Source organism: Mesorhizobium sp. LjNodule214 (assembly GCF_964252735.1).
Classification (GTDB): Bacteria; Pseudomonadota; Alphaproteobacteria; order Rhizobiales; family Rhizobiaceae; genus Mesorhizobium.
This window is the reverse complement of record NZ_CAXUPE020000002.1, coordinates 1,421,747-1,447,225: the sequence shown is the minus strand read 5'-3', so window position 1 is coordinate 1,447,225 and position 25,479 is coordinate 1,421,747. Positions and strand designations below refer to the sequence as shown.

The 25,479-nt window shown below is 62.0% G+C and carries 29 protein-coding genes; 15 read left to right on the top strand and 14 right to left on the bottom strand.

Annotation, left to right across the window (positions count from 1 at the left end; genetic code table 11):
- Window position 1 precedes the first annotated feature (1 nt).
- From ACSQ3Z_RS20770 to hemF, 3 genes are all read right to left on the bottom strand, one after another.
- Window positions 2–187 (bottom strand): DUF1059 domain-containing protein, encoded by a 186-nt coding sequence (locus tag ACSQ3Z_RS20770; RefSeq protein ID WP_109659722.1) that lies wholly within the window; start codon window positions 185–187, stop codon window positions 2–4.
- 269 nt (window positions 188–456) lie between these two features.
- The gene (locus ACSQ3Z_RS20765) at window positions 457–717 is read right to left on the bottom strand and encodes a DUF1344 domain-containing protein (protein ID WP_192183871.1); all 261 of its coding nucleotides are present in this window, start codon (window positions 715–717) and stop codon (window positions 457–459) included.
- A 246-nt stretch (window positions 718–963) separates the two neighbouring features.
- Window positions 964–1,878: an oxygen-dependent coproporphyrinogen oxidase gene (gene hemF, locus ACSQ3Z_RS20760; RefSeq protein WP_436173153.1), complete on the bottom strand. Its 915-nt coding sequence runs from the start codon at window positions 1,876–1,878 to the stop codon at window positions 964–966.
- 105 nt (window positions 1,879–1,983) lie between these two features.
- On the opposite strand from hemF, the gene ACSQ3Z_RS20755 reads away from it, so the two are divergent.
- A complete protein-coding gene (locus ACSQ3Z_RS20755; RefSeq protein WP_120014714.1) occupies window positions 1,984–2,241 on the top strand; it encodes a hypothetical protein in 258 nt (85 codons plus the stop codon).
- Here the strand turns inward: ACSQ3Z_RS20755 and soxR are convergent.
- A complete protein-coding gene (gene soxR / locus ACSQ3Z_RS20750) occupies window positions 2,238–2,684 on the bottom strand; it encodes a redox-sensitive transcriptional activator SoxR (RefSeq protein ID WP_436173152.1) in 447 nt (148 codons plus the stop codon). The genes ACSQ3Z_RS20755 and soxR overlap by 4 nt on opposite strands.
- Before the next feature lie 154 nt (window positions 2,685–2,838).
- Complete coding sequence (locus ACSQ3Z_RS20745) at window positions 2,839–3,297, bottom strand: tRNA (cytidine(34)-2'-O)-methyltransferase (RefSeq protein WP_436173151.1); 459 nt, start codon at window positions 3,295–3,297, stop codon at window positions 2,839–2,841.
- Window positions 3,298–3,719: 422 nt separating this feature from the next.
- Between ACSQ3Z_RS20745 and ACSQ3Z_RS20740 the strand changes: the two genes are divergently transcribed.
- The 5 genes from ACSQ3Z_RS20740 to ACSQ3Z_RS20720 are packed head-to-tail and all read left to right on the top strand — an operon-like array spanning window position 3,720 to window position 8,738.
- Window positions 3,720–4,133, top strand: a complete 414-nt coding sequence (locus ACSQ3Z_RS20740) for a hypothetical protein (protein WP_436173150.1) — start codon at window positions 3,720–3,722, stop codon at window positions 4,131–4,133.
- Between the two features lie 21 nt (window positions 4,134–4,154).
- Complete coding sequence (locus ACSQ3Z_RS20735) at window positions 4,155–6,056, top strand: ABC transporter ATP-binding protein (protein WP_436173952.1); 1,902 nt, start codon at window positions 4,155–4,157, stop codon at window positions 6,054–6,056.
- Complete coding sequence (locus ACSQ3Z_RS20730; RefSeq protein ID WP_436173149.1) at window positions 6,053–7,936, top strand: ABC transporter ATP-binding protein; 1,884 nt, start codon at window positions 6,053–6,055, stop codon at window positions 7,934–7,936. Before ACSQ3Z_RS20735 ends, ACSQ3Z_RS20730 begins: the two co-directional genes overlap by 4 nt.
- Before the next feature lie 3 nt (window positions 7,937–7,939).
- Window positions 7,940–8,428, top strand: coding sequence for a GNAT family N-acetyltransferase (locus tag ACSQ3Z_RS20725; protein WP_436173148.1), 489 nt, complete (start codon window positions 7,940–7,942; stop codon window positions 8,426–8,428).
- A gap of 1 nt (window position 8,429) precedes the next feature.
- Entirely contained in the window at window positions 8,430–8,738 is a 309-nt protein-coding gene (locus tag ACSQ3Z_RS20720; protein WP_436173147.1) for a DUF6665 family protein, read from the top strand.
- 84 nt (window positions 8,739–8,822) lie between these two features.
- Here ACSQ3Z_RS20720 and ACSQ3Z_RS20715 read toward each other — a convergent pair whose 3' ends face one another.
- On the bottom strand, window positions 8,823–9,167 hold the full coding sequence (locus ACSQ3Z_RS20715) for a cupin domain-containing protein (RefSeq protein WP_436173146.1): 345 nt from the start codon (window positions 9,165–9,167) through the stop codon (window positions 8,823–8,825).
- Between the two features lie 311 nt (window positions 9,168–9,478).
- On the opposite strand from ACSQ3Z_RS20715, the gene petA reads away from it, so the two are divergent.
- From petA to ACSQ3Z_RS20690, 5 genes are all read left to right on the top strand, one after another.
- Window positions 9,479–10,039: a ubiquinol-cytochrome c reductase iron-sulfur subunit gene (gene petA / locus ACSQ3Z_RS20710; protein WP_436173145.1), complete on the top strand. Its 561-nt coding sequence runs from the start codon at window positions 9,479–9,481 to the stop codon at window positions 10,037–10,039.
- Between the two features lie 16 nt (window positions 10,040–10,055).
- Window positions 10,056–11,357, top strand: a complete 1,302-nt coding sequence (locus ACSQ3Z_RS20705; RefSeq protein ID WP_436173144.1) for a cytochrome b — start codon at window positions 10,056–10,058, stop codon at window positions 11,355–11,357.
- 27 nt (window positions 11,358–11,384) lie between these two features.
- The gene (locus ACSQ3Z_RS20700) at window positions 11,385–12,242 is read left to right on the top strand and encodes a cytochrome c1 (RefSeq protein WP_436173143.1); all 858 of its coding nucleotides are present in this window, start codon (window positions 11,385–11,387) and stop codon (window positions 12,240–12,242) included.
- A gap of 187 nt (window positions 12,243–12,429) precedes the next feature.
- The gene (locus tag ACSQ3Z_RS20695) at window positions 12,430–13,575 is read left to right on the top strand and encodes an alpha-hydroxy acid oxidase (protein WP_436173142.1); all 1,146 of its coding nucleotides are present in this window, start codon (window positions 12,430–12,432) and stop codon (window positions 13,573–13,575) included.
- 89 nt (window positions 13,576–13,664) lie between these two features.
- Window positions 13,665–14,210: an adenine phosphoribosyltransferase gene (locus tag ACSQ3Z_RS20690; RefSeq protein ID WP_436173141.1), complete on the top strand. Its 546-nt coding sequence runs from the start codon at window positions 13,665–13,667 to the stop codon at window positions 14,208–14,210.
- Window positions 14,211–14,220: 10 nt separating this feature from the next.
- Here the strand turns inward: ACSQ3Z_RS20690 and ACSQ3Z_RS20685 are convergent, their stop codons facing one another.
- The 6 genes from ACSQ3Z_RS20685 to ACSQ3Z_RS20660 form a co-directional block, all read right to left on the bottom strand.
- A complete protein-coding gene (locus tag ACSQ3Z_RS20685) occupies window positions 14,221–14,691 on the bottom strand; it encodes a MaoC family dehydratase (protein WP_436173140.1) in 471 nt (156 codons plus the stop codon).
- Window positions 14,688–15,149 carry a MaoC family dehydratase gene (locus ACSQ3Z_RS20680; RefSeq protein WP_436173139.1) on the bottom strand — a complete coding sequence of 154 codons (462 nt, stop codon included), beginning with the start codon at window positions 15,147–15,149 and terminating at the stop codon, window positions 14,688–14,690. Before ACSQ3Z_RS20680 ends, ACSQ3Z_RS20685 begins: the two co-directional genes overlap by 4 nt.
- A gap of 143 nt (window positions 15,150–15,292) precedes the next feature.
- Window positions 15,293–16,258, bottom strand: a complete 966-nt coding sequence (gene corA / locus ACSQ3Z_RS20675) for a magnesium/cobalt transporter CorA (protein ID WP_436173138.1) — start codon at window positions 16,256–16,258, stop codon at window positions 15,293–15,295.
- 81 nt (window positions 16,259–16,339) lie between these two features.
- Complete coding sequence (gene ychF / locus ACSQ3Z_RS20670; RefSeq protein WP_436173137.1) at window positions 16,340–17,443, bottom strand: redox-regulated ATPase YchF; 1,104 nt, start codon at window positions 17,441–17,443, stop codon at window positions 16,340–16,342.
- A 95-nt stretch (window positions 17,444–17,538) separates the two neighbouring features.
- The gene (gene pth / locus ACSQ3Z_RS20665; protein ID WP_436173136.1) at window positions 17,539–18,264 is read right to left on the bottom strand and encodes an aminoacyl-tRNA hydrolase; all 726 of its coding nucleotides are present in this window, start codon (window positions 18,262–18,264) and stop codon (window positions 17,539–17,541) included.
- 24 nt (window positions 18,265–18,288) lie between these two features.
- Complete coding sequence (locus tag ACSQ3Z_RS20660; protein WP_436173135.1) at window positions 18,289–18,930, bottom strand: 50S ribosomal protein L25/general stress protein Ctc; 642 nt, start codon at window positions 18,928–18,930, stop codon at window positions 18,289–18,291.
- Between the two features lie 987 nt (window positions 18,931–19,917).
- Between ACSQ3Z_RS20660 and ACSQ3Z_RS20655 the strand changes: the two genes are divergently transcribed.
- Window positions 19,918–20,406, top strand: coding sequence for a cupin domain-containing protein (locus ACSQ3Z_RS20655; RefSeq protein ID WP_436173134.1), 489 nt, complete (start codon window positions 19,918–19,920; stop codon window positions 20,404–20,406).
- Between the two features lie 154 nt (window positions 20,407–20,560).
- Entirely contained in the window at window positions 20,561–21,115 is a 555-nt protein-coding gene (locus ACSQ3Z_RS20650) for a hypothetical protein (protein WP_436173133.1), read from the top strand.
- A 52-nt stretch (window positions 21,116–21,167) separates the two neighbouring features.
- On the opposite strand, the gene ACSQ3Z_RS20645 is transcribed toward ACSQ3Z_RS20650, so the two are convergent.
- Both ACSQ3Z_RS20645 and ACSQ3Z_RS20640 read right to left on the bottom strand, forming a co-directional pair.
- The gene (locus tag ACSQ3Z_RS20645; RefSeq protein WP_436173132.1) at window positions 21,168–21,917 is read right to left on the bottom strand and encodes a hypothetical protein; all 750 of its coding nucleotides are present in this window, start codon (window positions 21,915–21,917) and stop codon (window positions 21,168–21,170) included.
- Between the two features lie 117 nt (window positions 21,918–22,034).
- A complete protein-coding gene (locus ACSQ3Z_RS20640; RefSeq protein WP_436173131.1) occupies window positions 22,035–23,072 on the bottom strand; it encodes a LacI family DNA-binding transcriptional regulator in 1,038 nt (345 codons plus the stop codon).
- 271 nt (window positions 23,073–23,343) lie between these two features.
- Between ACSQ3Z_RS20640 and ACSQ3Z_RS20635 the strand changes: the two genes are divergently transcribed.
- Window positions 23,344–24,351 (top strand): sterol desaturase family protein, encoded by a 1,008-nt coding sequence (locus tag ACSQ3Z_RS20635; protein WP_436173130.1) that lies wholly within the window; start codon window positions 23,344–23,346, stop codon window positions 24,349–24,351.
- A gap of 113 nt (window positions 24,352–24,464) precedes the next feature.
- Complete coding sequence (locus ACSQ3Z_RS20630; RefSeq protein WP_436173129.1) at window positions 24,465–25,445, top strand: sugar ABC transporter substrate-binding protein; 981 nt, start codon at window positions 24,465–24,467, stop codon at window positions 25,443–25,445.
- The last annotated feature ends 34 nt before the right edge of the window (window positions 25,446–25,479 follow it).

Genomic DNA, 25,479 nt, shown 5'->3' with positions numbered 1-25,479 from the left:
ATCAGGCCGCGTCGCGGGCTTTCTCGATGCGCGAGCGGATCGCTTCGATCATCGTCTCGCGGATCACTGTCTCGCCGTGCGTCTCGCGCATATGCTCGACGGCGCGGCGCATGACTTCGGCCTCCTCGTCGGCCCGCGTATGCCAGTCACAACCGGGGACGAGCGAGCCGCAGTGGAATTCCTTCATCGGATTCTCCTTTTTCCTCCCTGGAGCGCGCGGCAGCTGAGACACGGACGCTCCAGCACTTTGATCGTTGCATGATCCCTTTCGAACCGGTTCCGGTCTTGCTGCGCTGACCTTCGGTCCAGGACATGCACGGGGGAGCAAGCATAACACAAATGCCTGGTTTTGGTTGCCGGCCGGCAACAAAAAGGCGGAGCATCGCTGCTCCGCCCTCTTACGCTACCCCGGAACAAGACCAGACAAAAGCTGGTCTTGCTCTGGCGAGCAGGCCATCACTTCACGATCTTGACTGCCTCGGCAACTTTGTTCTTGCCGCTCATGTCCCAGGAAACGCGGACCTTTTCGCCGGCCTTCAGGCCAGGATCCTTGAAGGTCTTGGGAAGCGTAAAAGATGATCCATCCTCGAGAACCAGGCTCATGGCCGTTGCGTCAAAGGCCTTGACCGTCCCGGTGGTGTGCTTGACGGCGGCAAAGGCAACCGAGCCGGAGGCGAGAAGGGCGGCCGCGGCGGCCGACACAATGATTTTGCGCATTGCAAAGTACTCCTGGGAAAAGCGGACATCCTTGTTGAGAGGATGGTCCGCGTCGTCTTGGGCCGTCCGGTTGCGTCGAGTCGCGGTTTCGCGGGCGAACCGCCGGCGCTTCCCGACCCGGAAACGACAAATAACCCAGTTTTTTCAAATGGATATTAGACGAAAAAGAAATCTGTGGCGCCACATTCCGTGCCAGAATTCGGCGAATGGGACGTCATTGCGGCTCACATTCCGCTCACCGATTTTTTACGGCCATCTTACCTCCGGCGGCAGGCTGGACAGGATTGAGGCGACATTGCCGCCAGTCTTCAGGCCGAAGATGGTGCCGCGATCGTGAAGAAGGTTGAATTCGACGTAACGGCCGCGCCGGATCAGCTGTTCGTCGCGGTCGCCGTCGGTCCAGTTCTCGTTGAAATTGGCCCGGACCAGATGTCCGTAGACGACGAGAAAAGAGCGCCCGACATCCTGGACGAAGTTGAAATCGGCATCCCAACCACCCTTGTCCTCGTCCGAATGCAACCAGTCGAAGAAGATGCCGCCGGTGCCGCGCGGCTCGTTGCGGTGCGGCAGGAAGAAGTATTCGTCGCACCAGGCCTTGAATTTTGGGTGATCGGCGACACCGGCGTTCTTCTCGCAGGCAAACTGCATGGCGCGGTGGAAGGCTAAGGTATCGGGATCATCCTGGACGCGGCGGCGGTCGAGCACCGGCGTCAAATCGGCGCCGCCGCCGAACCATTGGTGCGAGGTGACGACCATGCGCGTGTTCATGTGCACGGCCGGCACGTTGGGGTTCCATGGGTGGGCGATGAGCGAGATGCCGCTCGCCCAGAAGCGCGGGTCTTCCTCGGCGCCCGGCATCTGCTTGCGGAATTCCGGCGAGAACTCGCCATAGACGGTCGAGGTGTGGACGCCGACCTTCTCGAAGACGCGGCCATACATCATCGACATGGTGCCGCCGCCGCCCTTGCCGTCGTCGCGCTCCCACGGTGTCTTCTCGAAGCGGCCGGGCGACCATGAAACCAGCGGTCCCTGAAGGTCCTGCTCGATCTGCTCGAAGGCGGCGCAGATGCGCTCGCGCAGCGCCTCGAACCAAAGCCTGGCCTTCATCTTCTTCTGTTCGATGTCGTCCGGCAGCCCCACGGGTATTTCAGGTCGTTCCAAATGCGTCTCCCGTCGCAGCCGACAAATGACTCGTCTTTTCCGGGCGCGATCCCTAATCTCTTAAGGGCAAGGGTCAAGTGTCATTAAGGTGCAAGGAGTTGTTTCGTGCGCACCCCGGCAAGACCGAAGCTGGATGGGCTGAAGAAAAGGCTCGATCGTTCGCGCGCCGAGCGCGAGCGCATGCCGCGCGACGGCTTCCTGCGCGAGACCTTCGTCCTGCCGCGTTCCGACGCGCGCCTCAAGGCCAAGGAGTGGTTCGAACGGTTTCCCAAACAGGCCTACTGGACCGAGATCGAAAGCTGGTTCGAACGGCCGGGGGATGTCATCGAATTCACGATCAGGCGGCTGCCGGCTGCTGACTAGTTCTCGACCACCAGCCTTCTTGCCCCCGTTCCTTGCTTTGCCAAACGGTCGCCCTTGTTCCTGAGCGGGCATTTGTCGATCGACATGCAGCCGCAGCCGATGCAGTCGGTGAGCCCGTCGCGCAGCTTCTTCAACTGGCTGATCTTCTGGTCAAGCTCGTCGCGCCAGGCCGTCGACAGCAGGTTCCAGTCCTCGCGCGTCGGCGTGCGGCCCTCAGGTAAGGATCCAAGTGCCGCCGCGATCTCTGCCAGCGAGATGCCGACCTCCTGGGCGACCCGGATGATCGCCACCCGCCGCAGCACGTCACGGCCGTAGCGCCGCTGGTTGCCTGATGTGCGGTGGCTGCGGATCAAGCCGCGCGCCTCGTAGAAATGCAGCGCCGATACCGCCACACCGCTGCGCATCGCCACCTGGCCGACCGTCAATTCCGTTACCGGAGCCATCTCGCACTTTCCGCTTGACCTCAAGTTAAGTTGAGCTTGTAGCGAAGAGATCCAGACAAGGCAAATCAGGAGAAAGGCGATGTGCGCCTGGGTGAAAATGACGGAAGCAGCTGAGGTCAACGACAGGGACGGCTTTGCCGCCGGACTGGAGGCTCTATCGCAGCTGACGGATCGCTTCGCCCGCGATCATGGCGACCGAAAGCGCGACATTGATGCTGCGCGTGCCCGGCTGCATCGGGATCACCAGTCGCGCATCCGCCGCCTCGTGGACCGGATCCGGCACGCCTGCGGATTCGCGGCCGAACAGAAGGACATCGCCCTCGGCGAAGGCAAAGTCGGTGTAGGCAGTCGCGGCCTTGGTCGACAGCAGCACCAGGCGCCGCGTGCCGCCGCTGCGCCATTGCTCGAAGGCGTGCCAGTCGACATGCCGGGTCAACGCCGCCATTTCGAGATAGTCCATGCCGGCCCGTTTCAGCGTGCGGTCGGAGAGCGGGAAGCCGGCCGGTTCGATGATGTCGACGCCGAGACCGAGGCACGCGGCAAAGCGCAGGATCGTTCCGGTGTTGCCGGCGATGTCAGGCTGGTAGAGCGCGATGCGGAGACGATCGTTCATTTCCGCGTCTTTCTAATAAGTGGCAGATCGGCCACAGGGATTTGCCGGTTTCGGAGATTGCTGGACTGGCGGGTGGCCATTTTCTGCGAAGTCGAGTATACGCCTCTCATTGTCAACCCGAACCGATGGAGGGGGAATTCATGATGACCATGCACATCCAGCACCTCTCCTGGGGCCATGTGGGCCCGACGGCGGTTTCGGTACGACGATTCTCCTGACTCTCTAAGACTTGATCGCACCGATTCCCGCCGAACCCAGTTTTCGGCTCTCGAAGGAATCTTGCGATGTTTTTCAAACTGTCAAAGGGGCTGAACGCCCCACCTGAACACGCCACGACTGATGTCATTCGTGCCACGGGCCGAATGCCTGCGGCCGGCGTTGATTCACGGCTTTATCTGCATTTTCACATGGAGGATGGACCGATGTTCGATCCCTTTAAGATACCTGGCTCGAGAAACCTGCACGAGCGCAAGATGGCGACCTGGGCGCTGCTGATCGGCGAGACCTACTCGTCGGCGGTTCATGCCGAGACCCGCCGGCGTCCGCATCGCGGCATGCTGCCGGATGTCGATTTCTCGCGCGCCGTTCCCGACCCCAGCCGGCCGTCGCTGGTGCGCCGGATCATCGGGATGATCCGGCCGGGTACGAGAGACCGAGCAGGCGTCACCATGCCGTCAGGATCGTCAGGTGAACCCGTCGGCGAAAAGCCTGCGACGCCCTATATTGCGCGAAGCAGGACCGACGGCCCGGGTGATTCCGAGCCGTCGGTCCTTGACGCCACGCGGTCGGGAGACGCCACGCGCTCCAAGGATTTCGTCCGTTCCCGTGCCGCGTGAGCGGAAAAGAGACTTATGAGCATGATAATGTTTAGCTGGTTTGAGAAAAGGCTCGATCCGTTCCCGGCAGCCGAACCGGTCGAGCCGCCGAAGACGCTGGTCGGCTTCTGCATGCATTATACGCGCGGGGCCTGGCCCTGCATCATCCTGGACGCGATCCTGGTGGCGGCGATTGCCTTTGCCGAGGTGTGGATGTTCGGCTTCCTCGGCCACATCGTCGACTGGCTGTCGGGGCAGAACCGCGAAACCTTCCTGCAGACCGAGGGCTGGAAGCTCGCCGGCATGGCCTTCATCGTGCTGTTCGCGCTGCCGGGCACGGTATGGCTGCATTCGCTGCTCAACCAGCAGACGCTGATGGGCAACTACCCGATGCGCATCCGCTGGCAGGTGCATCGCTACCTGCTGAAGCAGTCGATGGCCTTCTACCAGGACGAGTTCGCCGGACGCATCGCGACCAAGCTGATGCAGACGGCGCTCGCGGTGCGTGAATGCGTCATCAAGCTGATCGACGTGCTCAACTACATCATCGTCTATTTCCTTGGCGTGCTGTTCATCGTCGGCTCCGCCGACTGGCGGCTGGCCACGCCGCTGGTCGCCTGGCTTATCGGCTATATCGGGCTGCTGCGCTTTTTCATTCCGCGGCTGGGCAAGGTCGGCGAGGAGCAGGCCAATGCGCGCTCGACCATGACCGGCCGTGTCGTCGACAGCTACAGCAACATCCAGACGGTCAAGCTGTTCAGCCACGCGCGCCGCGAGGCCTCCTTCGCCAAGGAAGGCATGGCCGGCTTTCTCGATACGGTCTACCGGTCGATGCGGCTGGTGACGGAGCTCTATGGCCTGCTCTACATCCTGAACGCGCTGCTGTTGTTCTCCGTCACCGCGCTGTCGCTGTGGCTGTGGCTCGGCCAGGCGGTGACGATCGGCGCCGTCGCCGTGGTCATCGGCCTCGTGCTCAGGATGTGGGGCATGTCGCAATGGATCATGTGGGAGATGTCGAGCCTGTTCGAGAACATCGGCACGGTGCAGGACGGCATCGCCTCAATCTCGCTGCCACGCCTTGTCGAGGACAGGCCGGGTGCGAAGGACATTACTGTTCCCAAGGGTGAGATCCGTTTCGAGGACATCCGCTTCCACTATGGCAAGCAGAAGGGCGTCATCGAGAACCTGACACTGACGGTGAAGCCGGGCGAAAAGGTCGGCATCGTCGGCCGTTCCGGCGCCGGCAAGTCGACGCTGGTAAACTTGCTGCTGCGTTTCTACGACCTCGAAGCCGGCCGGATCCTGATCGACGGCCAGGAGATCGCTTCGGTGACGCAGGATTCGCTGCGTGCCCAGATCGGCATGGTGACGCAGGACACCTCACTGCTGCACCGTTCGGTGCGCGAGAACATCCTCTATGGCCGGCCTGACGCTACCCATGAGATGCTGGTCGAGGCGGCGGGGCGGGCCGAGGCCCTCGACTTCATCGGCGGACTCATCGACGCCAGCGGCCGTAAGGGCTTCGACGCCCATGTCGGCGACCGCGGCGTCAAATTGTCCGGCGGCCAGCGGCAACGCATCGCCATTGCCCGCGTTATGCTGAAGGACGCGCCGATCCTCATTCTCGACGAGGCAACGTCGGCGCTCGATTCGGAGGCCGAGGCGGCCATCCAGGAGAACCTCTACAGACTGATGCAAGGCAAGACCGTCATCGCCATCGCGCACCGGCTGTCGACCATCGCGGCGATGGACAGGCTCGTCGTCATGGACAAGGGCCATGTCATCGAGGAAGGTTCGCACGAGAAACTTGTCGCCAGCGGCGGGCTCTACGCACAGCTCTGGCAACGCCAGTCGGGCGGCTTCCTGCTCGATGACGGTCCGGCCGAGGCCGCCAACGACGCTGTTGCCAACGACATTGGCGCCAAGGGTGAAGCCGCCGAATGATGACTGCCGTCTATCGCTGGTTCGAGAACTGGGTCTATCCGTTCCGGGAGCCGGCGAATCTCCGGCCGCCCGCCAGCGTCGGCGGCTTTCTTTGGCACTATGTCGGGCAGGCGAAGTTCGCCTTCTTCGCGATGCTGGTCATTGGTGGCATCGCGCCGCTGGTCGAGGCCGGACTGTTCTATTTTGTCGGGCGGCTGGTCGACATTCTCGACCAGCTTCCCAGCGAACGCAGCTGGCACGCTCTGTGGACCGCCGCCGGCCCCGAACTTGTCTTCATGGCCGCGGTGGTGCTGGTCATCCGCACCCTCGTCGTCGCCCTGTCGGCGCTGGTCGACGAGCAGACGATCACGCCGGGCTTCTACAATCTGGTGCGCTGGCAGGGGCATCGCCACGTCTCGCGCCAGTCCTACACCTTCTTCCAGAACGATTTCGCCGGCCGCATCGCCACAAAAGTCTGGCAGGCCGGGCAAGCCACCGGAGACCTGATGGAGAGCTTCATCGAGGTCGTCTGGTTCATGATCGTCTACACGGTGACGACGCTGGCGCTGGTCGCCGGGCTGGATCTCAGGCTGGCGGTGCTGGTGGTGATCTGGATCACCGCCTTCGGCTTTCTGGCCAAGTTCTATCTGCCGGCGATCCGCAAACATGCCGAGGCAACCGCCGAGGCGGGCTCGATGATCACCGGCCGCTTCGTCGATTCCTATTCGAACGTGCAGACGCTCAAGCTGTTCTCGGCCGATGGCGACGACCGCTACATCCGCAACGGCTTCGACATCTATCTCGACGCGCTGCGGCCGTTCACCCGCAGGCTGACCGGCGTGCGCATGGCGCTGACGACGCTGTCGGGCATCATGATCACCGCGATCGCCGGCTTTGCCATCCATCTCTGGGTCGAGGGCTCGATCACCGTCGGCGCCGTTGCCTTCACGCTTTCGCTGGTGTTGCGGCTCAACATGCTGCTTGGTCGGCTGATGATGCAGCTCAACAGCATACTCAGGAATCTCGGCGTGCTGGAGAACTCCAAGGCGCTGATTTCGCAACCGCTCGGCCTGACCGATGCGCCGGATGCCGGCGAACTGGTCGTGGGCGGCGGCCGCATCGAGGTGAAAGACGTCACCTTCCACTACGGCAAGGGGTTCGGCGTGCTCGACGGCATCGATCTCGTCGTGCGCCCGGGCGAGAAGGTCGGGCTGGTCGGGCCGTCGGGCGCCGGCAAGACGACATTGGCCAATCTGATCCTGCGCCTCTACGACCTCGAGGGCGGCAAGATCCTGATCGACGGGCAGGACATATCAGGGGTGACGCAGAACTCGCTGCGCGCCAATATCGGCGTCGTCAGCCAGGACACGGCACTTTTCCATCGTTCACTGCGTGACAACATCAAGCTCGGCATGCCGGATGCGACCGAGGCGCAAGTGGTCGCGGCGGCCAGGAAGGCCGAGGCGCACGAGTTCATCCTCGGCCTGCGCGACAACAGAGACCGCCAGGGCTACGAAGCCTATGTCGGCGAGCGCGGCGTGAAGCTGTCCGGCGGCCAACGCCAGCGCGTCGCTATCGCCCGCGTCTTCCTCAAGGACGCACCGATCCTGATCCTCGACGAGGCGACCTCGGCGCTCGATTCCGACATCGAGGCCGCGATCCAGGAAAATCTGGCGCGGCTGATGGAGAACAAGACGGTGATCGCCATCGCGCACCGGCTGTCGACGATCGCGGCCCTTGACCGGCTGGTGGTGCTCGACGGTGGCCGCATCGTCGAACAAGGCACGCATGACGAACTGGTGGCGCTGGACGGGCTCTATGCGCGGCTGTGGAGGCGTCAGTCCGGCGGCTTCCTGTTCAACGAGGAAAGCGTGCTGGAAGAGACGCGTCCGGCGGAGTAAGGCATGGGCGGATCGATGGTAACCGGCTATGTGCTGAAACGGCTACGGCCGGCGACGCCAGCCTTCCAGACGCTGATGGAAGAGAGCCGCCTGGAGGGCTACTGGATGCTGGTGCGCCTCGCGGATGGCTGGGCAAGCCGCCGGAACAGATTCCTCAAGCGCGGCGAGGCGCTGTTCGGCGCCTGGCATGGCCGCGAACTCGTTGGTGTCTGCGGGCTGAACATCGATCCCTATTTCGACGGCAGGGAGCAGGGCCGGGTCCGTCACCTGTTCGTCAGCGCGCTGCATCGTCGCAACGGCGTCGACAGAATGCTGGTCGAGACGGTTGTCGACAGGGCACGTCAACATTTCGCCGCGCTGAACACAAGGGCGCCGCAGGAAGCCTTCGCTTTCTATGAGGGACTTGGCTTCGAGCCGGTCGAGGGCGAAGAATTCGTCACCCATCGCATGACGTTCGACACAAAGTCTGCGGTCGGCAGGAAAGGAGACTGAGATGTCGTTGCGCCCGCCGTCTGCCGGCACCTTGGCCGCGGAAGCCGCCTTCGACGCGCTCGGCCATGAAATCCTGGCCGAAAAGGCGGCAGCGCTCGGACGCGCCGGGCAGCGCGTCGAGGAGACGCTGGCCAAGCTGCGTGAGAATGGAGACGACAAGGAGCAGCGGCCCAGGCTCCTCAAGGAAGCGGCCGAAGCCGTGCACGGCTACTTCATCCAGCGCGAACTCTGCGGCCTGCGCAAGCACGACGCGGTGATCCGTGAGTACGATATCCCAAGGGCCGTGCTCGTCAGGCTGGGCGCGAAGTAGCGTTATCTTTTTGTTTGACCATGATCTTTTCCGAAAACCGGCCTCCACTGTTTGTTACGCTGACCTTCGGTTCGGGATCATGGTCTACTCCAGCCATTTGGTGATGAAGCTGCCGTTCTCGTGGATATCGGTGGTCTCGAGCGGACCTGGGCCGAGATTGGTGAACTTGTGCGGCGTGTCCGGCGGCACGATGACGATCTGGCCGGCGGACGCCTCGATCTGCCGGTCGCCGACCGTGAACAGCCCGGTGCCCTGACGGATGATGAAGATCTCCGCGTAGGGATGGCTGTGCAGGCGCGGGCCGCCGCCGATGTCGGGCAGAAAGTTGAAGATCAGGCAGCTTTTGGAGCCCCAGGCGCCGCATTGCAGTTCGCCTTGCCAGCGGTCGGGCGCCTCGGCCCATGTGTCGCGGTCGATGACGTGCGCCATGGGCGGAGGATAGAACGAGCCCGTGTCTGCTGTCGAGGCAAACGCAAGTGGTAAATTGCCGTTGATATCCGGTCGGTTCGCCGAAGCTGACAAGCCTCTGGTGGCATGCTGCCCAGTGCCGGATCCTGTCCCCGCGACAATCTGCCCTTGTGCCTCCACCCCGCTGGACAAAAACGGGCTTCACGCATAAACCGAAGTCCAAATGCCGGAGGAATTCGCTAGCCTGTTCGCCATGCGCTGTCGGGTTGGCGTGAATGAGCGGGGAACAGGCTCGACCACCGGCACGGACGAGGCGAAAGGATCAGGCACCCGTGAGCGCAACCGACACCCAGGATCCCAACCGTCGTGATTTTCTCTACGTCGCCACCGGCATGGCCACTGTGGTTGGCGCGGGCGCCGTCGCATGGCCGTTCATCGACCAGATGCGCCCCGATGCCTCGACGCTGGCGCTGGCCTCGGTCGAGGTCGATGTCGCCTCGCTGACGCCGGGCATGTCGCTGATCGTCAAATGGCGCGGCAAGCCGGTCGTGGTGCGCAACCGCACCGAGCAGGAGATGAAGGACGGCGAGGCCGTCAACCTCGCCGAGCTCAAGGACCCGATCGCCCGCAACGCCAATCTGCCGGCCGATGCCCCGGCGACCGATGCCAACCGTACCACGCCCGGCAAGGAGGCCTGGATGGTGATGGTGCAGGTCTGCACCCATCTGGGCTGCATCCCGCTCGGCCAGGAAGGCGATTTCGGCGGCTGGTTCTGCCCGTGCCACGGTTCGGTGTACGACACCGCCGGCCGTATCCGCCAAGGTCCGGCGCCTGAGAACATGGCGGTGCCGGTATTCAAGTTCATTTCCGATACCAAGATCCTTATCGGTTGAGGCAGGGGATATTTCGATGAGCGAGGGACACTCGACCTATACGCCCAAGACCGGTATCGAACGCTGGTTCGACGCCCGCATGCCGCTGCCGCGGCTGATCCATGATTCTTTTGTCTCCTATCCGGTGCCGCGCAACCTCAACTATGCGTGGACCTTTGGCGGCATCCTGTCGATCATGCTGGTCTCGCAGATCCTGACCGGTATCGTGCTGGCCATGCACTATACGGCCGACACGACCCTCGCCTTCGACTCGGTCGAAAAGATCATGCGCGACGTGAATTCGGGATGGCTGTTACGCTATCTGCATTCCAACGGCGCCTCGTTCTTCTTCGTCGCCGTCTACATCCATATCTTCCGCGGCCTCTACTACGGCTCCTACAAGGCGCCGCGCGAGCTTTTGTGGATCCTCGGCTGCATCATCTACCTCCTGATGATGGCGACCGGCTTCATGGGTTACGTGCTGCCGTGGGGACAGATGAGCTTCTGGGGCGCCACCGTCATCACCGGCTTCTTCAGCGCCATCCCGCTGGTCGGCAATTGGATCCAGGAGCTGTTGCTTGGCGGGTTTGCCGTCGACAATCCGACGCTCAACCGCTTCTTCGCGCTGCATTATCTGCTGCCGTTCATGATCGCCGGCGTCGTCGTGCTGCACGTCTGGGCGCTGCATGTCGTCGGCCAGTCGAACCCGACCGGCATCGAGGTCAAGTCGAAGACCGATACCGTCGCCTTCACGCCCTACGCAACCATCAAGGACGCGTTCGGCATGATCGTGTTCCTGTTCTTCTTCGCCTATTTCGTCTTCTACCTGCCGAACTTTCTCGGCCATCCGGACAACTATACGATCGCCGACCCGCTGAAGACGCCCGCCCATATCGTGCCGGAATGGTACTTCCTGCCGTTCTACGCGATCCTGCGCGCCATCACCTTCAACATCGGTCCGATCAACTCCAAGCTTGGTGGCGTGCTGTGCATGTTCGGCGCCATCGTCATGCTGTTCCTGGTGCCGTGGCTCGACACCTCGAAGGTGCGTTCGGCGGTCTACAGGCCCTGGTACAAGCTGTTCTTCTGGCTGTTCGTCGCCGATGCCGTCCTGCTCGGCTGGCTCGGCTCGCAGCCGGCGGAGGGCAGCTATGTGTTTATGGCGCAGATGGCGACGCTGTTCTACTTCGCTTTCTTCCTGGTCGCGCTGCCGGTTCTGGGCCTGATCGAGACGCCGCGCAGGCTGCCGAATTCGATCACCGAGGCGGTGCTCGAGAAGAACAAGGGTGGTGGCCATCATCCTGCGGGGGCTACGGCCGCGCCGGAAACCAAGGGCTGAGCGGCAGAGAATCTAAGGGGATTTGGCATGAAGAAGATTCTCACCTCGCTGGCGCTGCTTGGCCTCGTGATGGCTGGCACCGGGGCGATCGCCGCCGAGGAAGCGCACAACGCGGCCGCGCCGACGCATTTCCCGATCGATGAGCCCAAGGAGATGGACTGGAGCTTCGCAGGGCCGTTCGGCACCTACGACAAGGCGCAGCTGCAGCGCGGCCTGAAGGTCTACAAGGAAGTCTGCGCGGCCTGCCACTCGATGAACCTGGTGGCGTTCCGTACGCTGGAAGGGCTCGGCTATTCGGAAGGGCAGGTGAAGACGCTTGCCGCTGAATACACCATCCATGACGGCCCCAACGACGCCGGCGACATGTTCGACCGTCCCGGCAAGCTGTCCGACTACTTCCCGGCGCCGTTCGCCAACGAGCAGGCCGCCGCTGCCTCCAATGGCGGCGCTGCTCCGCCCGACATGTCGCTGCTGGCCAAGGCGCGCGGCGTCGAGCGCGGCTTCCCGCGCTTCGTCTTCGACATCTTCACGCAGTATGCGCAGGGTGGCCCCGACTACATCCATTCGCTGCTGACCGGCTACGACGAGACGCCGCCGGCCGGCATGGTGATCCCCGAGGGCACGCACTACAATCCATACTTCCTGTCCGGCGTGTCGCTGAAGATGCCCAAGCCGCTCTCCGACGGCCAGGTGACCTATGACGACGGCGCGCCGCAGACGGTCGACCAGTATTCACGCGACGTGTCGGCATTCCTGATGTGGGCGGCCGAACCGCATATGGAAGACCGCAAGAAGACCGGTTTTCGCGTGCTGGTGTTCCTGCTGCTGTTCGGCGCCCTAGTCTATCTGACCAAGCGCAAGGTGTGGGAAGGCGTGGCGCACTAAGCCGCGATGCCGCGAGTTTCGAAGGGCGCCGCAAGGCGCCCTTTTGCATTTCAAGACGGGCTGTGCTTCACGATCGAGGGGTGCCTTCCAGTCGAACAAGTTCGTTGGCACGCTGCCAGGTGATTGGTATGCCACGCAGGAACTTTGACGGAAGGATTGTCGACGACATGGCGGCTGGAATTCGGTGATGCGGCTCAAGGACTGTCACAATTTTTCCGATTTCCGGCGCATGGCGCAACGGCGGCTGCCGGGGCCGATCTTCAACTACATTGACGGTGCGGCCGACGACGAGGTCACCTATCGCCGCAACACCGAAAGCTTCGAGACATGCGACCTCGTTCCCAACGTGCTGCGTGGGGTGAGCGAGATCGACATGTCGGTAACGGTCATGGGCCAGAAGCTGGCCATGCCCGTCTATTGCTCGCCGACCGCCTTGCAGCGGCTGTTCCACCATCAGGGCGAGCGTGCGGTGGCCAAGGCCGCGGCCAAATACGGCACGATGTTCGGCGTCTCCTCGCTCGGCACCGTCAGCCTCGAGGAGGCGCGCAAGATCAGCAGCGGGCCGCAGGTCTACCAGTTCTATTTCCACCGGGATCGCGGCCTGAACCGGGCGATGATGCAGCGTGCCAGGGACATTGGCGTCGAGGTGATGATGCTGACCGTGGACAGCATCACCGGAGGAAACCGCGAACGCGACAAGCGCACGGGCTTTGCCATCCCCTTCAAGCTCAACCTCGCCGGCATGCTGCAGTTCGCCGTCAAGCCGGCCTGGGCCTTCAACTATTTCACCCACGAGGGGTTCAAGCTGCCGCAGCTCGACGAGCATGTCGACATGGGTGGCGGCACCATGTCGATCAGCCGCTACTTCACCGAGATGCTCGATCCGTCGATGACGTGGGACGACGTCGCCGAGATGGTCCGGCTGTGGTCGGGTCCGTTCTGCCTCAAGGGCGTCATGTCGGTGGAAGATGCCAGGCGCGCCGTCGAGATCGGCTGCAGCGGCATTGTCCTGTCGAACCATGGCGGCCGGCAACTGGACGGCTCGCGGGCGGCGTTCGACCAGCTTGCCGAGATCGTCGATGCCGTCGGCGACCGGATCGACGTCATCATGGATGGCGGCGTGCAGCGCGGCACGCATGTGCTCAAGGCGCTTTCGCTCGGCGCCAAGGCCGTCGGCGTCGGCCGCTACTATCTGTTCCCGCTGGCAGCGGCCGGGCAGGCGGGCGTCGAACGGGCGCTCGAACAGATGCGGGTCGAGATCGAACGCGGCATGAAGCTCATGGGCTGCACCTCGATCGAACAATTGACGCGCGAAAATCTGCGTTTCAGGTAATCTCGCGCGAAATGGGCGGACGCCCGATTAAGCCAATGGGTCTCGCTCTTCGCGGCAGACAGCAAACACGCCAGTGTGGAGTGCGAACCATGAAATCCTCCCTCGAAGAGACGCTGCTCTCGGCGATCCGCACCATTCCCGACTACCCAAAGCCCGGCATTTTGTTTCGCGACATCACCACGCTGCTCGGCAATGCGCGCGCCTTTCGCCGCGCCATCGACGAATTGGTGCATCCCTATGCCGGGCTGAAGATCGACAAGATCGCCGGCATCGAGGCGCGCGGCTTCATCCTCGGCGGGGCCGTCGCCCACCAGCTTTCGGCCGGCTTCGTGCCGATCCGCAAGAAGGGCAAGCTGCCTTACGAGACGGTACGTGTCGCCTACAGCCTTGAGTACGGGCTGGACGAGATGGAGATGCACAAGGACGGCGTTTCCGAGGGCGAGAAGGTGATCCTGGTCGACGATTTGATCGCCACCGGCGGCACGGCGGAGGCAGCGGTGAAGCTGCTCAGGCAGATCGGCGCCGACATCCTTGCCGCTTGCTTCGTCATCGACCTGCCGGATCTCGGCGGCCGCAAGAAGCTTGAGTCGCTCGGAGTGCCGGTGAGGACCCTGATCGGGTTCGAGGGGCATTGAGAAGGGCGAGCTACTCGACCTTCACCAGTACAGCGCTGTCGAACTCGATGACCTTGTCGCCGGTCGAGTCGGAGGCCTCGCAGCTGAGCGTCAGCAAATGCCAGCCGGGGCGGGCGGCGAGCGGGCGATGGGCGAGTGCGGTGCGCGTGAAGGTCACGGTCTCGCCGGCATAGACGGGCTTCAGCCATTTCAGATTCCTGAAGCCCGGGGAGGGGCCGAATTCCGGCTGCGGGCCTGGACCCGTCCAGCGCACGCCCTCCGTCTCCATGCGCTTTTCGAGATTGTACTTCATCCAGGTGGCGGCGGTGTGCCAACCTGAGGCGCAGAGGCCGCCAAGCACGCTCTTCTTCGCCGCCTCCTCATCGACATGGAAGACCTGTGGATCGTATTTGCGGGCGAATGCCTTGATGTCATCCGGTTCGAATGTGTGCGAACCGAGCGTGACGGTGACGCCGATCAGGAAGAACTCGTCGAGGGTCACGCGGCGGCCTCGCGGGTCAGGAACATGCCGGTGTTTTCGAGTTCGAAGACGCTTTCGCCGCGTTGGTTGAACAGTTCGCTGCGCAGGGTGATCAAGCCAAGCTGAGGCCGCGACCTGGACTGGCGCTTGGCAAGCACGGTGACCGTACCGCTCAACGTATCGCCGGCCAGAACCGGCTTCTTCCATTTGACGTGTTCAATGCCCGGTGAGCCCTGCGAGGTCGAGTCGAGCAGGAAGGCATCGCACAGCATGCGCATGAACATCGCGCAGGTGTGCCAGCCCGAAGCCGACAAGCCGCCCAGGATGCTTGCTTTGCCGGCCTCCTCGTCGAGGTGCATCGGCTGGGCGTCGAATTCACTGGCGAATTCGATGATCTCGGCGGCGCTCACCTGCTTCACGCCGAGGTCGAGCGAGGCCCCCTCGACGAAATCCTCATAGGCCCAAGTCTTTCCGGTCATGTCCAGGTCTTTCCGGTCATGGTCTAAATCCGGTTGCGGAACACCGATCGGGACGGATCGGGGTTTCCCGGATGAAGGCCGCACGGGTTTTGGTCAAGCAATTTCTGGTGCGCCAGCATCGACGGCGCGCGGGTTTTCGGCGCCTAAAGCCAGCCGCGGCGGCGGAAATACCAGAAGGGCAGGATCGCCGACAGCACCATCATGGCGATGGCGAAGGGATAGCCGAACTGCCATTTGAGCTCGGGGATGATGTCGAAATTCATGCCGTAGATCGAAGCGACCAAAGTCGGCGGCAGGAAGATGACGGCGGCGACGGAGAAGATCTTGATGATGGCGTTCTGCTCGATCGAGATCATGCCGAGCGTGGCGTCGAGCAAGAAGGAGATCTTCTGCGACAGGAAGGTGGCATGGTCGGCGAGCGACAGCACGTCGCGCGACAGCGTCTTGATGCGCGCCTTCGTATCCTTGCTCATCTTGGTGCGGGTGGAGGCATGGGCGAAGAAGCCAGCCAGGCGCTGCAGCGAGATCAGGCTGTCGCGGATCGAGGAGGTGAGATCTTCCTTGCGGCCGATGGCTTTCAAGAGTTCCTGGAAGTCGCGGTTGCGCTTGGACACTTTGGTCGAGGTCGCCTGAAAGATGTCGCGCGAGATCGCCTCGACGTCGCGGCCGGCGCGCTCCAGAATATCGGCGAGGCGGTCGACGATCGCCTCCAGCAGGCCGATGAGGATGGTGTCGCCGCTGGTGCAGCCGGTCGCCACCTTCTCGGCGCGCTGCGGAAAGGTCTTGAAGGCTTTCGGCTCGTGATAGCGGACGGTGATCAGCCTGGTGCCGGCAAGCACGAAGGTGACCGGCGACATCAGGGGATCGTCGATCTCGGTCTGGGCCGGCAGCGTGGCGGTCATGAAATAGGCGCCGTCCTCGACATAGAGGCGGCTCGAAATCTCGATCTCCTCCATCTCCTCGCGGGTCGGAATGGCGACGCCGAGCCAGCTCTCGATGGCGGCCTCTTCCTCCTTTGTCGGGCTCAAGAGGTCGGCCCAGACGACATTGTCGTCGAGGTTTTCGGTGACGCGCAGGCGATCATTATCCACGACGAAGGCCTTGATCATCGCCGGGTCTCCCTTGCTCGTGTGACGAATCCGAAATTCGCGTTGCCTTGGAGCGCCGCCGCGAGGCGGCCTGCCCGCAGGTCAGGTGTTGAACTTGAACAGCATGATGTCGCCGTCCTGGACGACGTATTCCTTGCCTTCGTCGCGCGCCTTGCCGGCTTCCTTGGCCGCCACTTCGCCGCCAAGCGCGACGAAGTCGTTGTAGGCGATGGTCTGGGCACGGATGAAGCCGCGCTCGAAATCGGTGTGGATGACGCCGGCCGCCTGCGGCGCCTTGGCGCCCTTGTGCACGGTCCAGGCGCGCGCTTCCTTCGGCCCGACGGTGAAATAGGTGATCAGCTGCAAAAGTTCGTAGCCGGCGCGAATGACCTTGTTCAGGCCTGGCTCGTCCAGCCCCAGCGAGGCCAGGAATTCCATTTCCTCCTCGTCGCTGAGCTGGGCGACCTCGGCCTCGATCGCGGCCGAGATGACGACCGTGCTGGCGCCCTGCGCCGCGGCCATCTTCTCCACCGCCCTGGTGTGCTCGTTGCCGGTCGCGGCATCGGCCTCGGCGACGTTGCAGACATAGAGCACCGGATGCGAGGTCAACAGGTTCAGCCCCTGCAGGATGCGCAAATCTTCCGGCGAGATGCCGTTGAGCAGGATGCGGGTCGGCTTGCCGGCCTGTAGAAGCTCGAGTGCCGCTTCCATCGTCGGCAGCACGATCATCGCTTCCTTGTCCTTGCCGGAGGCGCGCTTGCGGAACTGCGCGATGCGGCGTTCGAGGCTCTCCAGGTCGGCGAGCATCAGCTCGGTCTCGACGGTCTCGGCGTCGGCGACCGGATCGATGCGGCCCTCGACATGGGTGATGTCGTCATCCTCGAAGCAGCGCAGCACGTGCACGATGGCGTCGACCTCGCGGATGTTGGCGAGGAACTGGTTGCCCAGCCCTTCGCCCTTGGAGGCGCCGCGCACCAGGCCGGCGATGTCGACGAAGGAAATGCGGGTCGGGATGATCTCCTTCGACTTGCCGATCGCGGCGATCTTTTGCAGGCGCGGGTCGGGCACCGCCACCTCGCCGGTGTTCGGTTCGATGGTGCAGAACGGATAGTTGGCGGCCTGCGCCGCCGCCGTCCTGGTCAACGCGTTGAAAAGCGTCGACTTGCCGACGTTGGGCAAGCCAACGATGCCGCATTTGAAACCCATTTTGTCCGGTCCTATCGGGAAAGCGAAATTTGATCAGGGCTATGGGCGAAAGCGCCAAGGATCGTCAAGCCCTCCGGCCGCGATCGCGTCCCGGTTCAGCCCTTGCCGCCGAACAGCTTCTTCAGCATGGCGGCCATCGGGCCGGTTTCGGGCAGCTTGGCCGGCGCCTGCTGCGGCCGTGCCTGGCGAATATGGCTCTGAGCCTTTGGCGCCTTGGGCGGCGGGCGGTCGTCGTCGCCGGTCGGCGTCAGTCTGTCGCGCAAGGCGAGCGTCACCCGGTTCATGAAGGAGTTGTCGTCGCCCTTGGCCAGCAATCCGGCGTCGTCGGCGATGGTGTCAAGCAGCACAGCCAGCCACTCGCGGTCGGCCTTGGCGAAGTCGCCAAGCACATGGCCGTGCACCATTTCCCTCACGCCCGGATGGCCGACGCCAATGCGCACGCGGCGAAAACCCTTGCCGACATGGTCGTCAAGCGAGCGGATGCCGTTGTGGCCGCCCGAACCGCCGCCGACCTTGACCCGAACCTTGCCGGCGGCAAGGTCGATCTCGTCATAGAAGACGGTGAGGGCGGATGGTTCGAGCTTGTAGAAGCGCAGTGCCTCGCCGACGGACTGGCCGGACAGGTTCATGAAGGTCTGCGGCTTGATCAGGATGATCTTTTCGCCGTCGATCGTGCCTTCGGCGATCAGGCCCTGGAATTTCTTCGACCAGGGCGAAAAGGAATGGCGGCGGGCGATTGCGTCCGCCGCCATGAAGCCGACATTGTGCCGGTTGTTGGTGTACTTCGCGCCCGGATTGCCGAGGCCTGCAAAGACAAGCATCGTCGTTCTCCGGGCGGGAAGGGATTATTTCTCTTCGGCGGCAGGTGCCACTTCGGTGGCAGCCGCCTCGGTCGTCTCTTCGACCTCCGGCTTCATCGCCGAGGAGCCGGCAATGGTCGCGATGGTGAAGTCGCGATCGGAGATCACCGGCTTGACGCCGGCCGGCAGGCTAACCGCCGAGATGTGGATCGAGTCGCCGATGTCGGCGCCGGTGAGATCGACGGTGATGAATTCCGGGATCGCATTGGCCGGGCAGTGGAACTCGACTTCGTGACGCACGATGTTGAGCACGCCGCCGCGCTTGATGCCGGGCGACTTGTCCTCGTTGATGAAGTGGACAGGCACGTCGACATTAACTTCGGTGTCCTTGCCGATGCGCAGGAAGTCGACATGGACAGGGAAATCCTGGACCGGGTCGAGCTGGAAGTCCTTCGGCAGGACCTGGATCTTCTTGCCGTCGACATCGATCGTGGCGATCGTGGTCAGGAACCCGCCGCCATGGATCTTGTAGTAGATGTCCTTGTAGGTGAGCGCGATCGCCAGGGGAGGCTGCTTGTCACCGTAAATTACTGCAGGCACTTTACCGTTGCGGCGAACTGCACGGGCGGACCCCTTACCGACCTGTTCGCGCGCTTCGGCCTTGAGCTCGTAAGTATCGTGGCTCATGGCATTTCCTTTCGCGTGTTATGGAGCGTTTGCGGAGGGCAAATTGCCTGGACCGTAAACGTCGAAAGCCGCCGAGCCTGGATGTCCGAATGCTGGAAGCCGCTTACGCGGACCTTTGTTCGGGATCACAAGGGAAGGCAGCCTTCCGCCGCGTTGCCTCCAAGGGTGTCTACGCGGGTGGCGGCTCTATAGCGGAAGGCGCGAATGGGTGCAAGCCGTGGCGGGCATGGGCGTTCGGTGCCTGTTGAAGTTCTAATAAGTCAGGTCGAGCGCGAGGTCGGCCCTGTCACTCATTGGCCTGATCGACCATCTTCTTCATTTCATCCATCCCTCGAGCGGGACTTGCCGTCCCCAAGCTTCATAAAATGGAGCAAACTGAGCAGCGTGCCGCGCAGGCGCAGCGCATCTTTGATGATCGCCTCTCGTCGCTGCCCATCGCAGCTCTCCTCGGCTTGCAAGCAACCGCCCCATCTCAAGACGAATAGGAACGCATTCCTCGCTGAGCCGATTCACTCTTGACTTTTGTTCCCTATTTGTTCATAATCCAAATGAACCACTTTGGAGTCATGGCTATGGATCACATTGTGACGCTGGACGGCTACCAGGAGGCAGCCCCTTCAGGTCACGGTGGAAAATTAACGGTTTCGTTCGGCAGCCAGCAGAGCGCCGGGCCGGCGGCCAGTGGTGGTAATCTGACGCTTGGTACCCGACGCGAAAGACCTATTCGGACACTCTCGGACCTACCTTCGATGTGGTCCTACGGCAGACCCTGACCCTAGAAGGGTTGTTCCAGCGCTCGGCACGCTTCTAGTGACATGGCTAAAACAGGCCATCGGCTCCAGAAGGGGCCGGAAAAACGATGGAGCCCACGATCGACGCCCCCGGAAAGTTTTTAGTTTCGAATGAGACAAGCCTCCGGCTCAAGGCATTAAAGGAGGACGGCGACGTGTTCCAGGAATAGCGTCATGGCCAGCGTCGAGACGGTGTATGAGCGCGGTGCTTTTCGAAACAAACCGAAGCTCACGGATGTCGGACCGCGTGCAGTTCGCGGGTTCGGTCAAACAGAATGCCGACAAACAATGGAGACACACCTTGAAAGAAACACAGCTGCCCGCCGTGCCGGACGCCAAGTCCCCTGCTGGGGCAGACATCCGCTTCATAATGGACGGCACAACGGGCAACATGATTCACAGCACGGTTCCGCCAGGACAGATCAACCGCGCGACCGTCCACTCCACAGTGAGTGAGTTTTGGTATGTGCTCGAAGGCAATGGTCAAATCTGGCGCAAGGATGGGACCGAAGAGCGAGTGACTTCACTTGTCCCTGGCGTTTCCATCGACATTCCAGTGGGCACGGCATTTCAGTACAGGAACATCGGCAGCCAACCGTTGAAGTTCATCTGCATAACAATGCCGCCCTGGCCCGGCGATCACGAGGCGGCGCCTCAGGACGGCGCGTGGGTGCCCACCGTCTGATGGCGAGGCGCGGATGGTCGGGATTAACCATGCTGGAATGGCAATGGGTTAGCGTCTTGCCAAGGCGGTGGGCCCCCGAGTCCGGTACCAAGCGTCAGATTTGTACCACTAGGTCTGCGGTTTCATCCAACGGATCCTTGATGAGAACGCCGTCATGCGACAGGTGCCCGGCTTGGCCGGCCCAAACGACATGGTGCAGATTCTTATCCAGGCGGCTCCGTGGCTGACAATCTATGCATTGGGAAAGCCATTTTTGGACTCCATGCTTAAAGAAGCGGGCAAAGACGCGTGGGACAAAATCAAGTCGCTTTGCAAGAAGCCGATCCCTACCGATTTGAAGGAAGACGATGTCGGATGGTTAAGGGTGGTGTTCGACACTCTCAAACAGGCACGCAAGGATGGGAACTACGTCGTTCTAGGCTTTCCCGTGGAAGAGACAAGCTTTAGAGGCCGGAGCATCGGCATTGAACTCGACGAGGTCACACCGGAAAGCTTAGTCCGAACTTCTGCAATTCTTGCGAACATAGGACAAGAGATCGAGACCGCCCTCCAACAGTACGATCGCAAGTTTGCTCATTCGGAGAACCGCGACTGTAGCTGTGCGATCACCATAAACGCTGACGGCACAACTGAATGCTCATTCAATGTAGGGGCGGAGAATGGAGAACTTGTCGTGTTGCGATTCGATGCTTCCGGCAAGCGAATGTAACTCGGCGCTGTGCCGTACACAGTGCTTGGCACCGGGGCCAAGCACGATTGGCTTACAATCCGCCGCGATCCTTCTTAAGCTGCTCGACACGGTCCAAATAAGTCTGAACGTCAGGTGAATTCACGAGGTCAAAAACTATAGTCATATATGTGTAGAACGTTGCATCCCTCCCTAATACGGTATTGCCTGACGATATAAAATCAAGTTGCTCGTATTTTTCCCGGTGTTCTTTGCTTACACAAGATTTTCCTGAATGAGACCCGCCTCTGGTATTTGCTATGTAGTTGATAATTGTCCTGCGACCCAATTTGATCGAATTGCTTATGATTACGGCCTGGTTCCAAAATTCGTCGATCTTGCCTACCCACGGGACAACCGGCATGAGTCCGGCTCCCATTACCCAATTCGCATCAAGATTACCGCCGATCGCAAAGAACTGAAGGGCCGTCACTTCGGAAGCAAGTTTCTCCTTTTCGTTACGCACAATCGCAACTGGGAAATCGCTATGTGACCTTTGACCTTCATCTGGAAGAAAGGCCCCTCCAAGAAGAGCAAACTCGGCTGTAAACGCGTCATCAAATCGTTCAGCCTTAATGGTCGGTTGACCTTCCAAACCTGCGAAATGCCATGCGTCACGAAATGCCCCTCCGGCAAACTCACGCATTCTAGTTGAAGTATATCTTAGGTTGTGTTGAGTGGCCGCAACACCACTGTTGGCAGCAAAGAACCTTAAGTCTTCAGCGGCGTTTTCAACAAGTTCCCAATGCTGACGAGAAAGTGGCTTGGACGTTTCATTTTTCACGGCACGTATCCTAGCTCGACTACGACCAAACTGGCGCAAGCGATGTATGATTCTGAAGGGCGCCAAGTGATATATCGTAGCGCTAGCCCACGGGTCACACCGTCGAGCCCGTGCCCCCTAAATATTCTCGCGGGTGTAGATCTCGAAAGGCAGGATGGTGGTGAAGTTGCTGCTTTCGTTCGGGGCGGAGACTGCGTGGACCATGCCGGCCAGTGCCTTCTCCGCGACCTGGGCCAAGGGGTGCGAGATAACGAAGGTAAGCGTGCCGTCGAGCAGCGCGGGGCGGGTCGACTCCATCAGCTCGTAGCCGACGACGACGAGGCTGCCGGCCCGGCCGGTGGAGCGCAGCGCGGCAATGGCGCCGGTGATGCCGCCGCCGGCGACATAGAGGCCGCAGAGACCCGGATTTTCGTTGAGCAGCTTTTCGGTCATCTCCTGCGCGATGGCACTGGATTCGAAGGTCAGCAGCGGCTCGAGCAGGGTGAAGCCCGGCGCGTGCTCGCGGAAATAGGAGCGAAAGCCGCTCTCGTTCATTTCCTGGCAGCGGTAGCGGTGATTGCCAACGAGGATGCCGAGCTTGCCGGGCGCGCGGCAGACATGCTCGAATACCCAGGCCGCGGTGCGCCCGACCTTCCAGTTGTCCAGCCCGATATAGCGAACGTGCCCGGTCGCCGAGATCTGCGAGATCAGCGCAAACACCGGCACGTTGCGGGCATTGAGCGTGTCGACCGCCTGGGTGACGAGTGGATGGACCGCCGCGACGACACCGACGGCGTCGCATTCGGCGCCCAGGGCCAGCATCCGCGAGGCGACGTTCTGCGGCGACAGATCGTCCAGAAACTCCGTGCGCAGCTCTATTTCGCATTCGGGCATCGTTGGCACCGCCGCACGCAGCGCCTCGGCTATGTTGCGGTAGAAGGCGCGGCTGGGCTGGTGCAGCAGGAAGCCGAACCGGTAGCGCGGCCGGGCGGCAGCTATGCGACTGCGCAGCACGCCCATGCCGTAAAAGCCGATCAGCTCCGCCGCGAGCTTGACGCGCTCGCGCGTGCCTTGGCGGACGGCGCCCGAGCCGCTCAGCACCCGGTTGACGGTGGCCACCGAAACCTTCGCCTCGGCGGCTACATCCCTGATCGTTGGCCGCTTGTTCTGATCCATTTTATCTCATCAGCCTGCGGAAATTGACACAAAGATATCATTCATCATGCAGTTCTGACACAAATGATACAATCAGCTTGGAAGAAACATTCTATTCTTGATTCATTTTGGATCAAGATGTTTATCTCGGGAAAGCAAGCAAGGCGCAAGCACCGCCAGCCCAGGGATAGCAGCAGCACAGCGCAGACACGTTCTGGCCCACCGCGCTTCAGGCGGTGTGAGGCAGCGTGCGCGTGCGGGCCACCTCGGGCGTTGCGGGTGGAGGATTTGCATGGACGATCTCGAATACGGCGTGCGCGACAAGCGTGGCGACTGGAAGCCGAACGGGCGCATCGAGGCCGTGCCGTTGTGGAGCTGGCCACCCAGGCTGCCGAAAATCCTGGCGTGGCTGCCCGGCTATATCTGGCCATGGAATGCCTTCCACATGGCCACCGCCCTCATCTACTGGTTTTATGTCGTCCCCGACGTCGAGACGATGAAGACCATCGACTGGGGCTGGGCGCTGTGGCTCTACGCCGTCAACGGCGCGGCGATCCTCGTGTTCTACGGCATCTTCGAGCTGCGCTATTACATCAAGCGCGTCCAGGCGACGCGCTTCAAATACAACCACAAATTCCCCAGCGACATGCCTTCGGACGTGTTCTGGTTCCAGAGCCAGAACCTCGACAACTTCCTGCGCTCGTTCTTCGTCACCATCCCGCTATGGACCGTGGTCGAAGTCATCTTCCTGTGGTGCTTTGCCAAGGGCTACGTGCCGTGGCTCGGCTGGCAGGATCACCCGGTCTACCTTGCCGCCCTGGTGCTGATCGCGCCGGCCATCCACGAAGTGCACTTCTTCTTCATCCACCGCCTGATCCACTGGGGGCCGCTCTATCGCTGGATCCACTCTGTCCACCACAATTCGATCAACCCGTCGCCCTGGTCGTCGCTGTCGATGCATCCGGTGGAAGGGTTCCTCTATCATGCGGTCGCCTTCTGGCACCTGGTCATCCCGTCCAACCCGATTGTCGCGCTGTTCCAGCTGCATGTTGCCGGCTTCGGCGCTGTCAATGGTCATCTTGGTTTCGACAAGCTGGAGGTGACCGAGGACACGGCCGTCGATAGCCATGCCTACGCGCACTACCTGCACCACAAATATTTCGAGGTGAACTACGGCGGCGACGGGCTGATCCCGCTCGATCGGTGGTTCGGCACCTGGCATGACGGCACCAAGCAGGGCGACGCCATGATGGACGCCCGCTTCCAGAAGAAGAGGGAGCGCATGAACGCCGGGGCGTGAGCAACGCCCGGGCGAACCATCGATCACGGCGCGTAACCGGAGAGGAGTGCGCGCGGAGATGAATTCACTGTTTTTCTAAACCCGTCTGAAGACGGCAACTGGGAGGAAATGAAATGAACCATATCACGAAGCTTTTGACGGCGATGATGACGGCCGCCGTGGTGGCGACATCCGCCACAGCCGCAATGGCCGATGGGGCGAAGATCTTCGTCATCGGCGGCAAGGCGGACGACCCGTTCTGGTCGAAGGTCAAGAAAGGCGCCGACGACGCCGGCAAGGTCGCCGAACTGACGGGCGGCTCTGTGACCTGGCTCGGGCCGCAGAACTACGACAATCTCGGCCCGGACGCCGCCAAGCTGATCCGCACCGCGCTCAGCCAGAAGCCGAGCGCCATCGTTGGCCCGGACTGGGTGCCCGAGGCCATGGATGACGCCTTCAAGGAAGTCGTTGCCGCAGGCGTACCGCTCATCATCTACAATTCCGGCGGCATGGATGCAGCCAAGCGGCTCGGCGCCATGAACTATGTCGGCAACGAGGAATACGCGGCCGGTCTCGGTGGCGGCACATATTTTGGCGGCCATGGCGCCAAGAACGTGCTTTGCGTCAACACCTTGCCGGGCTCCACCAACACGGAAGACCGCTGCAAGGGCATCGCCGATGCCATCGCCAAGAGCGGCGGCAAATCCACCCAGTTGCCGCTGCCCTCGTCCAGCTTTGGCAACCCGACCGCGGTCGCCGAGGCGATCAAGGCGGCCGTGCTGAAAGACAACACCCTCGACGGTCTCATCACCATCAGCGCCGGGGACGCCAACAGTGCGGCCAACGCCATCAGCCAGGCCAATGTCGGCGACAAGGTCAAGCTTGCTTCGTTCGACATGGACGAGACCGGCCTGCAGCGCATCAAGGACGGTACGCAGATGTTCTCGATCGACCAGCAGCCTTACCTGCAGGGCTATCTTGCGGTGTCGCTGCTCAACGGCTTCGTCAACTATGGGCTCGACCTGCCGACCAAACCGGTACTGACCGGACCGGGGATCGTCGACGCCGCCAACGTCGACGCGACGTTGGCTGGTGCGGCGGCCGGCGCCCGCTAGCGTCGAAGACCGAGTGTCCGGCCCATCCAAGGGC

Excerpts from the sequence above, each read along its gene's own strand:
- ACSQ3Z_RS20630 (WP_436173129.1), top strand. The coding sequence starts at position 24,465 with ATGAACCATATCACGAAGCTTTTGACGGCGATGATGACGGCCGCCGTG.
- pth (WP_436173136.1), bottom strand. The coding sequence starts at position 18,264 with ATGCTTGTCTTTGCAGGCCTCGGCAATCCGGGCGCGAAGTACACCAAC.
- ACSQ3Z_RS20680 (WP_436173139.1), bottom strand. The coding sequence starts at position 15,149 with ATGACCGGAAAGACTTGGGCCTATGAGGATTTCGTCGAGGGGGCCTCG.
- ACSQ3Z_RS20650 (WP_436173133.1), top strand. The coding sequence starts at position 20,561 with ATGCGACAGGTGCCCGGCTTGGCCGGCCCAAACGACATGGTGCAGATT.
- corA (WP_436173138.1), bottom strand. The coding sequence starts at position 16,258 with ATGATCAAGGCCTTCGTCGTGGATAATGATCGCCTGCGCGTCACCGAA.
- ychF (WP_436173137.1), bottom strand. The coding sequence starts at position 17,443 with ATGGGTTTCAAATGCGGCATCGTTGGCTTGCCCAACGTCGGCAAGTCG.
- ACSQ3Z_RS20640 (WP_436173131.1), bottom strand. The coding sequence starts at position 23,072 with ATGGATCAGAACAAGCGGCCAACGATCAGGGATGTAGCCGCCGAGGCG.
- ACSQ3Z_RS20655 (WP_436173134.1), top strand. The coding sequence starts at position 19,918 with ATGAGCGCGGTGCTTTTCGAAACAAACCGAAGCTCACGGATGTCGGAC.
- ACSQ3Z_RS20765 (WP_192183871.1), bottom strand. The coding sequence starts at position 717 with ATGCGCAAAATCATTGTGTCGGCCGCCGCGGCCGCCCTTCTCGCCTCC.
- ACSQ3Z_RS20720 (WP_436173147.1), top strand. The coding sequence starts at position 8,430 with ATGTCGTTGCGCCCGCCGTCTGCCGGCACCTTGGCCGCGGAAGCCGCC.
- ACSQ3Z_RS20705 (WP_436173144.1), top strand. The coding sequence starts at position 10,056 with ATGAGCGAGGGACACTCGACCTATACGCCCAAGACCGGTATCGAACGC.
- ACSQ3Z_RS20740 (WP_436173150.1), top strand. The coding sequence starts at position 3,720 with ATGTTCGATCCCTTTAAGATACCTGGCTCGAGAAACCTGCACGAGCGC.
- ACSQ3Z_RS20690 (WP_436173141.1), top strand. The coding sequence starts at position 13,665 with ATGAAATCCTCCCTCGAAGAGACGCTGCTCTCGGCGATCCGCACCATT.
- ACSQ3Z_RS20735 (WP_436173952.1), top strand. The coding sequence starts at position 4,155 with ATGATAATGTTTAGCTGGTTTGAGAAAAGGCTCGATCCGTTCCCGGCA.
- ACSQ3Z_RS20725 (WP_436173148.1), top strand. The coding sequence starts at position 7,940 with ATGGGCGGATCGATGGTAACCGGCTATGTGCTGAAACGGCTACGGCCG.
- ACSQ3Z_RS20700 (WP_436173143.1), top strand. The coding sequence starts at position 11,385 with ATGAAGAAGATTCTCACCTCGCTGGCGCTGCTTGGCCTCGTGATGGCT.
- ACSQ3Z_RS20715 (WP_436173146.1), bottom strand. The coding sequence starts at position 9,167 with ATGGCGCACGTCATCGACCGCGACACATGGGCCGAGGCGCCCGACCGC.
- ACSQ3Z_RS20660 (WP_436173135.1), bottom strand. The coding sequence starts at position 18,930 with ATGAGCCACGATACTTACGAGCTCAAGGCCGAAGCGCGCGAACAGGTC.
- ACSQ3Z_RS20635 (WP_436173130.1), top strand. The coding sequence starts at position 23,344 with ATGGACGATCTCGAATACGGCGTGCGCGACAAGCGTGGCGACTGGAAG.
- ACSQ3Z_RS20730 (WP_436173149.1), top strand. The coding sequence starts at position 6,053 with ATGATGACTGCCGTCTATCGCTGGTTCGAGAACTGGGTCTATCCGTTC.
- ACSQ3Z_RS20695 (WP_436173142.1), top strand. The coding sequence starts at position 12,430 with ATGCGGCTCAAGGACTGTCACAATTTTTCCGATTTCCGGCGCATGGCG.
- ACSQ3Z_RS20770 (WP_109659722.1), bottom strand. The coding sequence starts at position 187 with ATGAAGGAATTCCACTGCGGCTCGCTCGTCCCCGGTTGTGACTGGCAT.
- ACSQ3Z_RS20745 (WP_436173151.1), bottom strand. The coding sequence starts at position 3,297 with ATGAACGATCGTCTCCGCATCGCGCTCTACCAGCCTGACATCGCCGGC.
- soxR (WP_436173152.1), bottom strand. The coding sequence starts at position 2,684 with ATGGCTCCGGTAACGGAATTGACGGTCGGCCAGGTGGCGATGCGCAGC.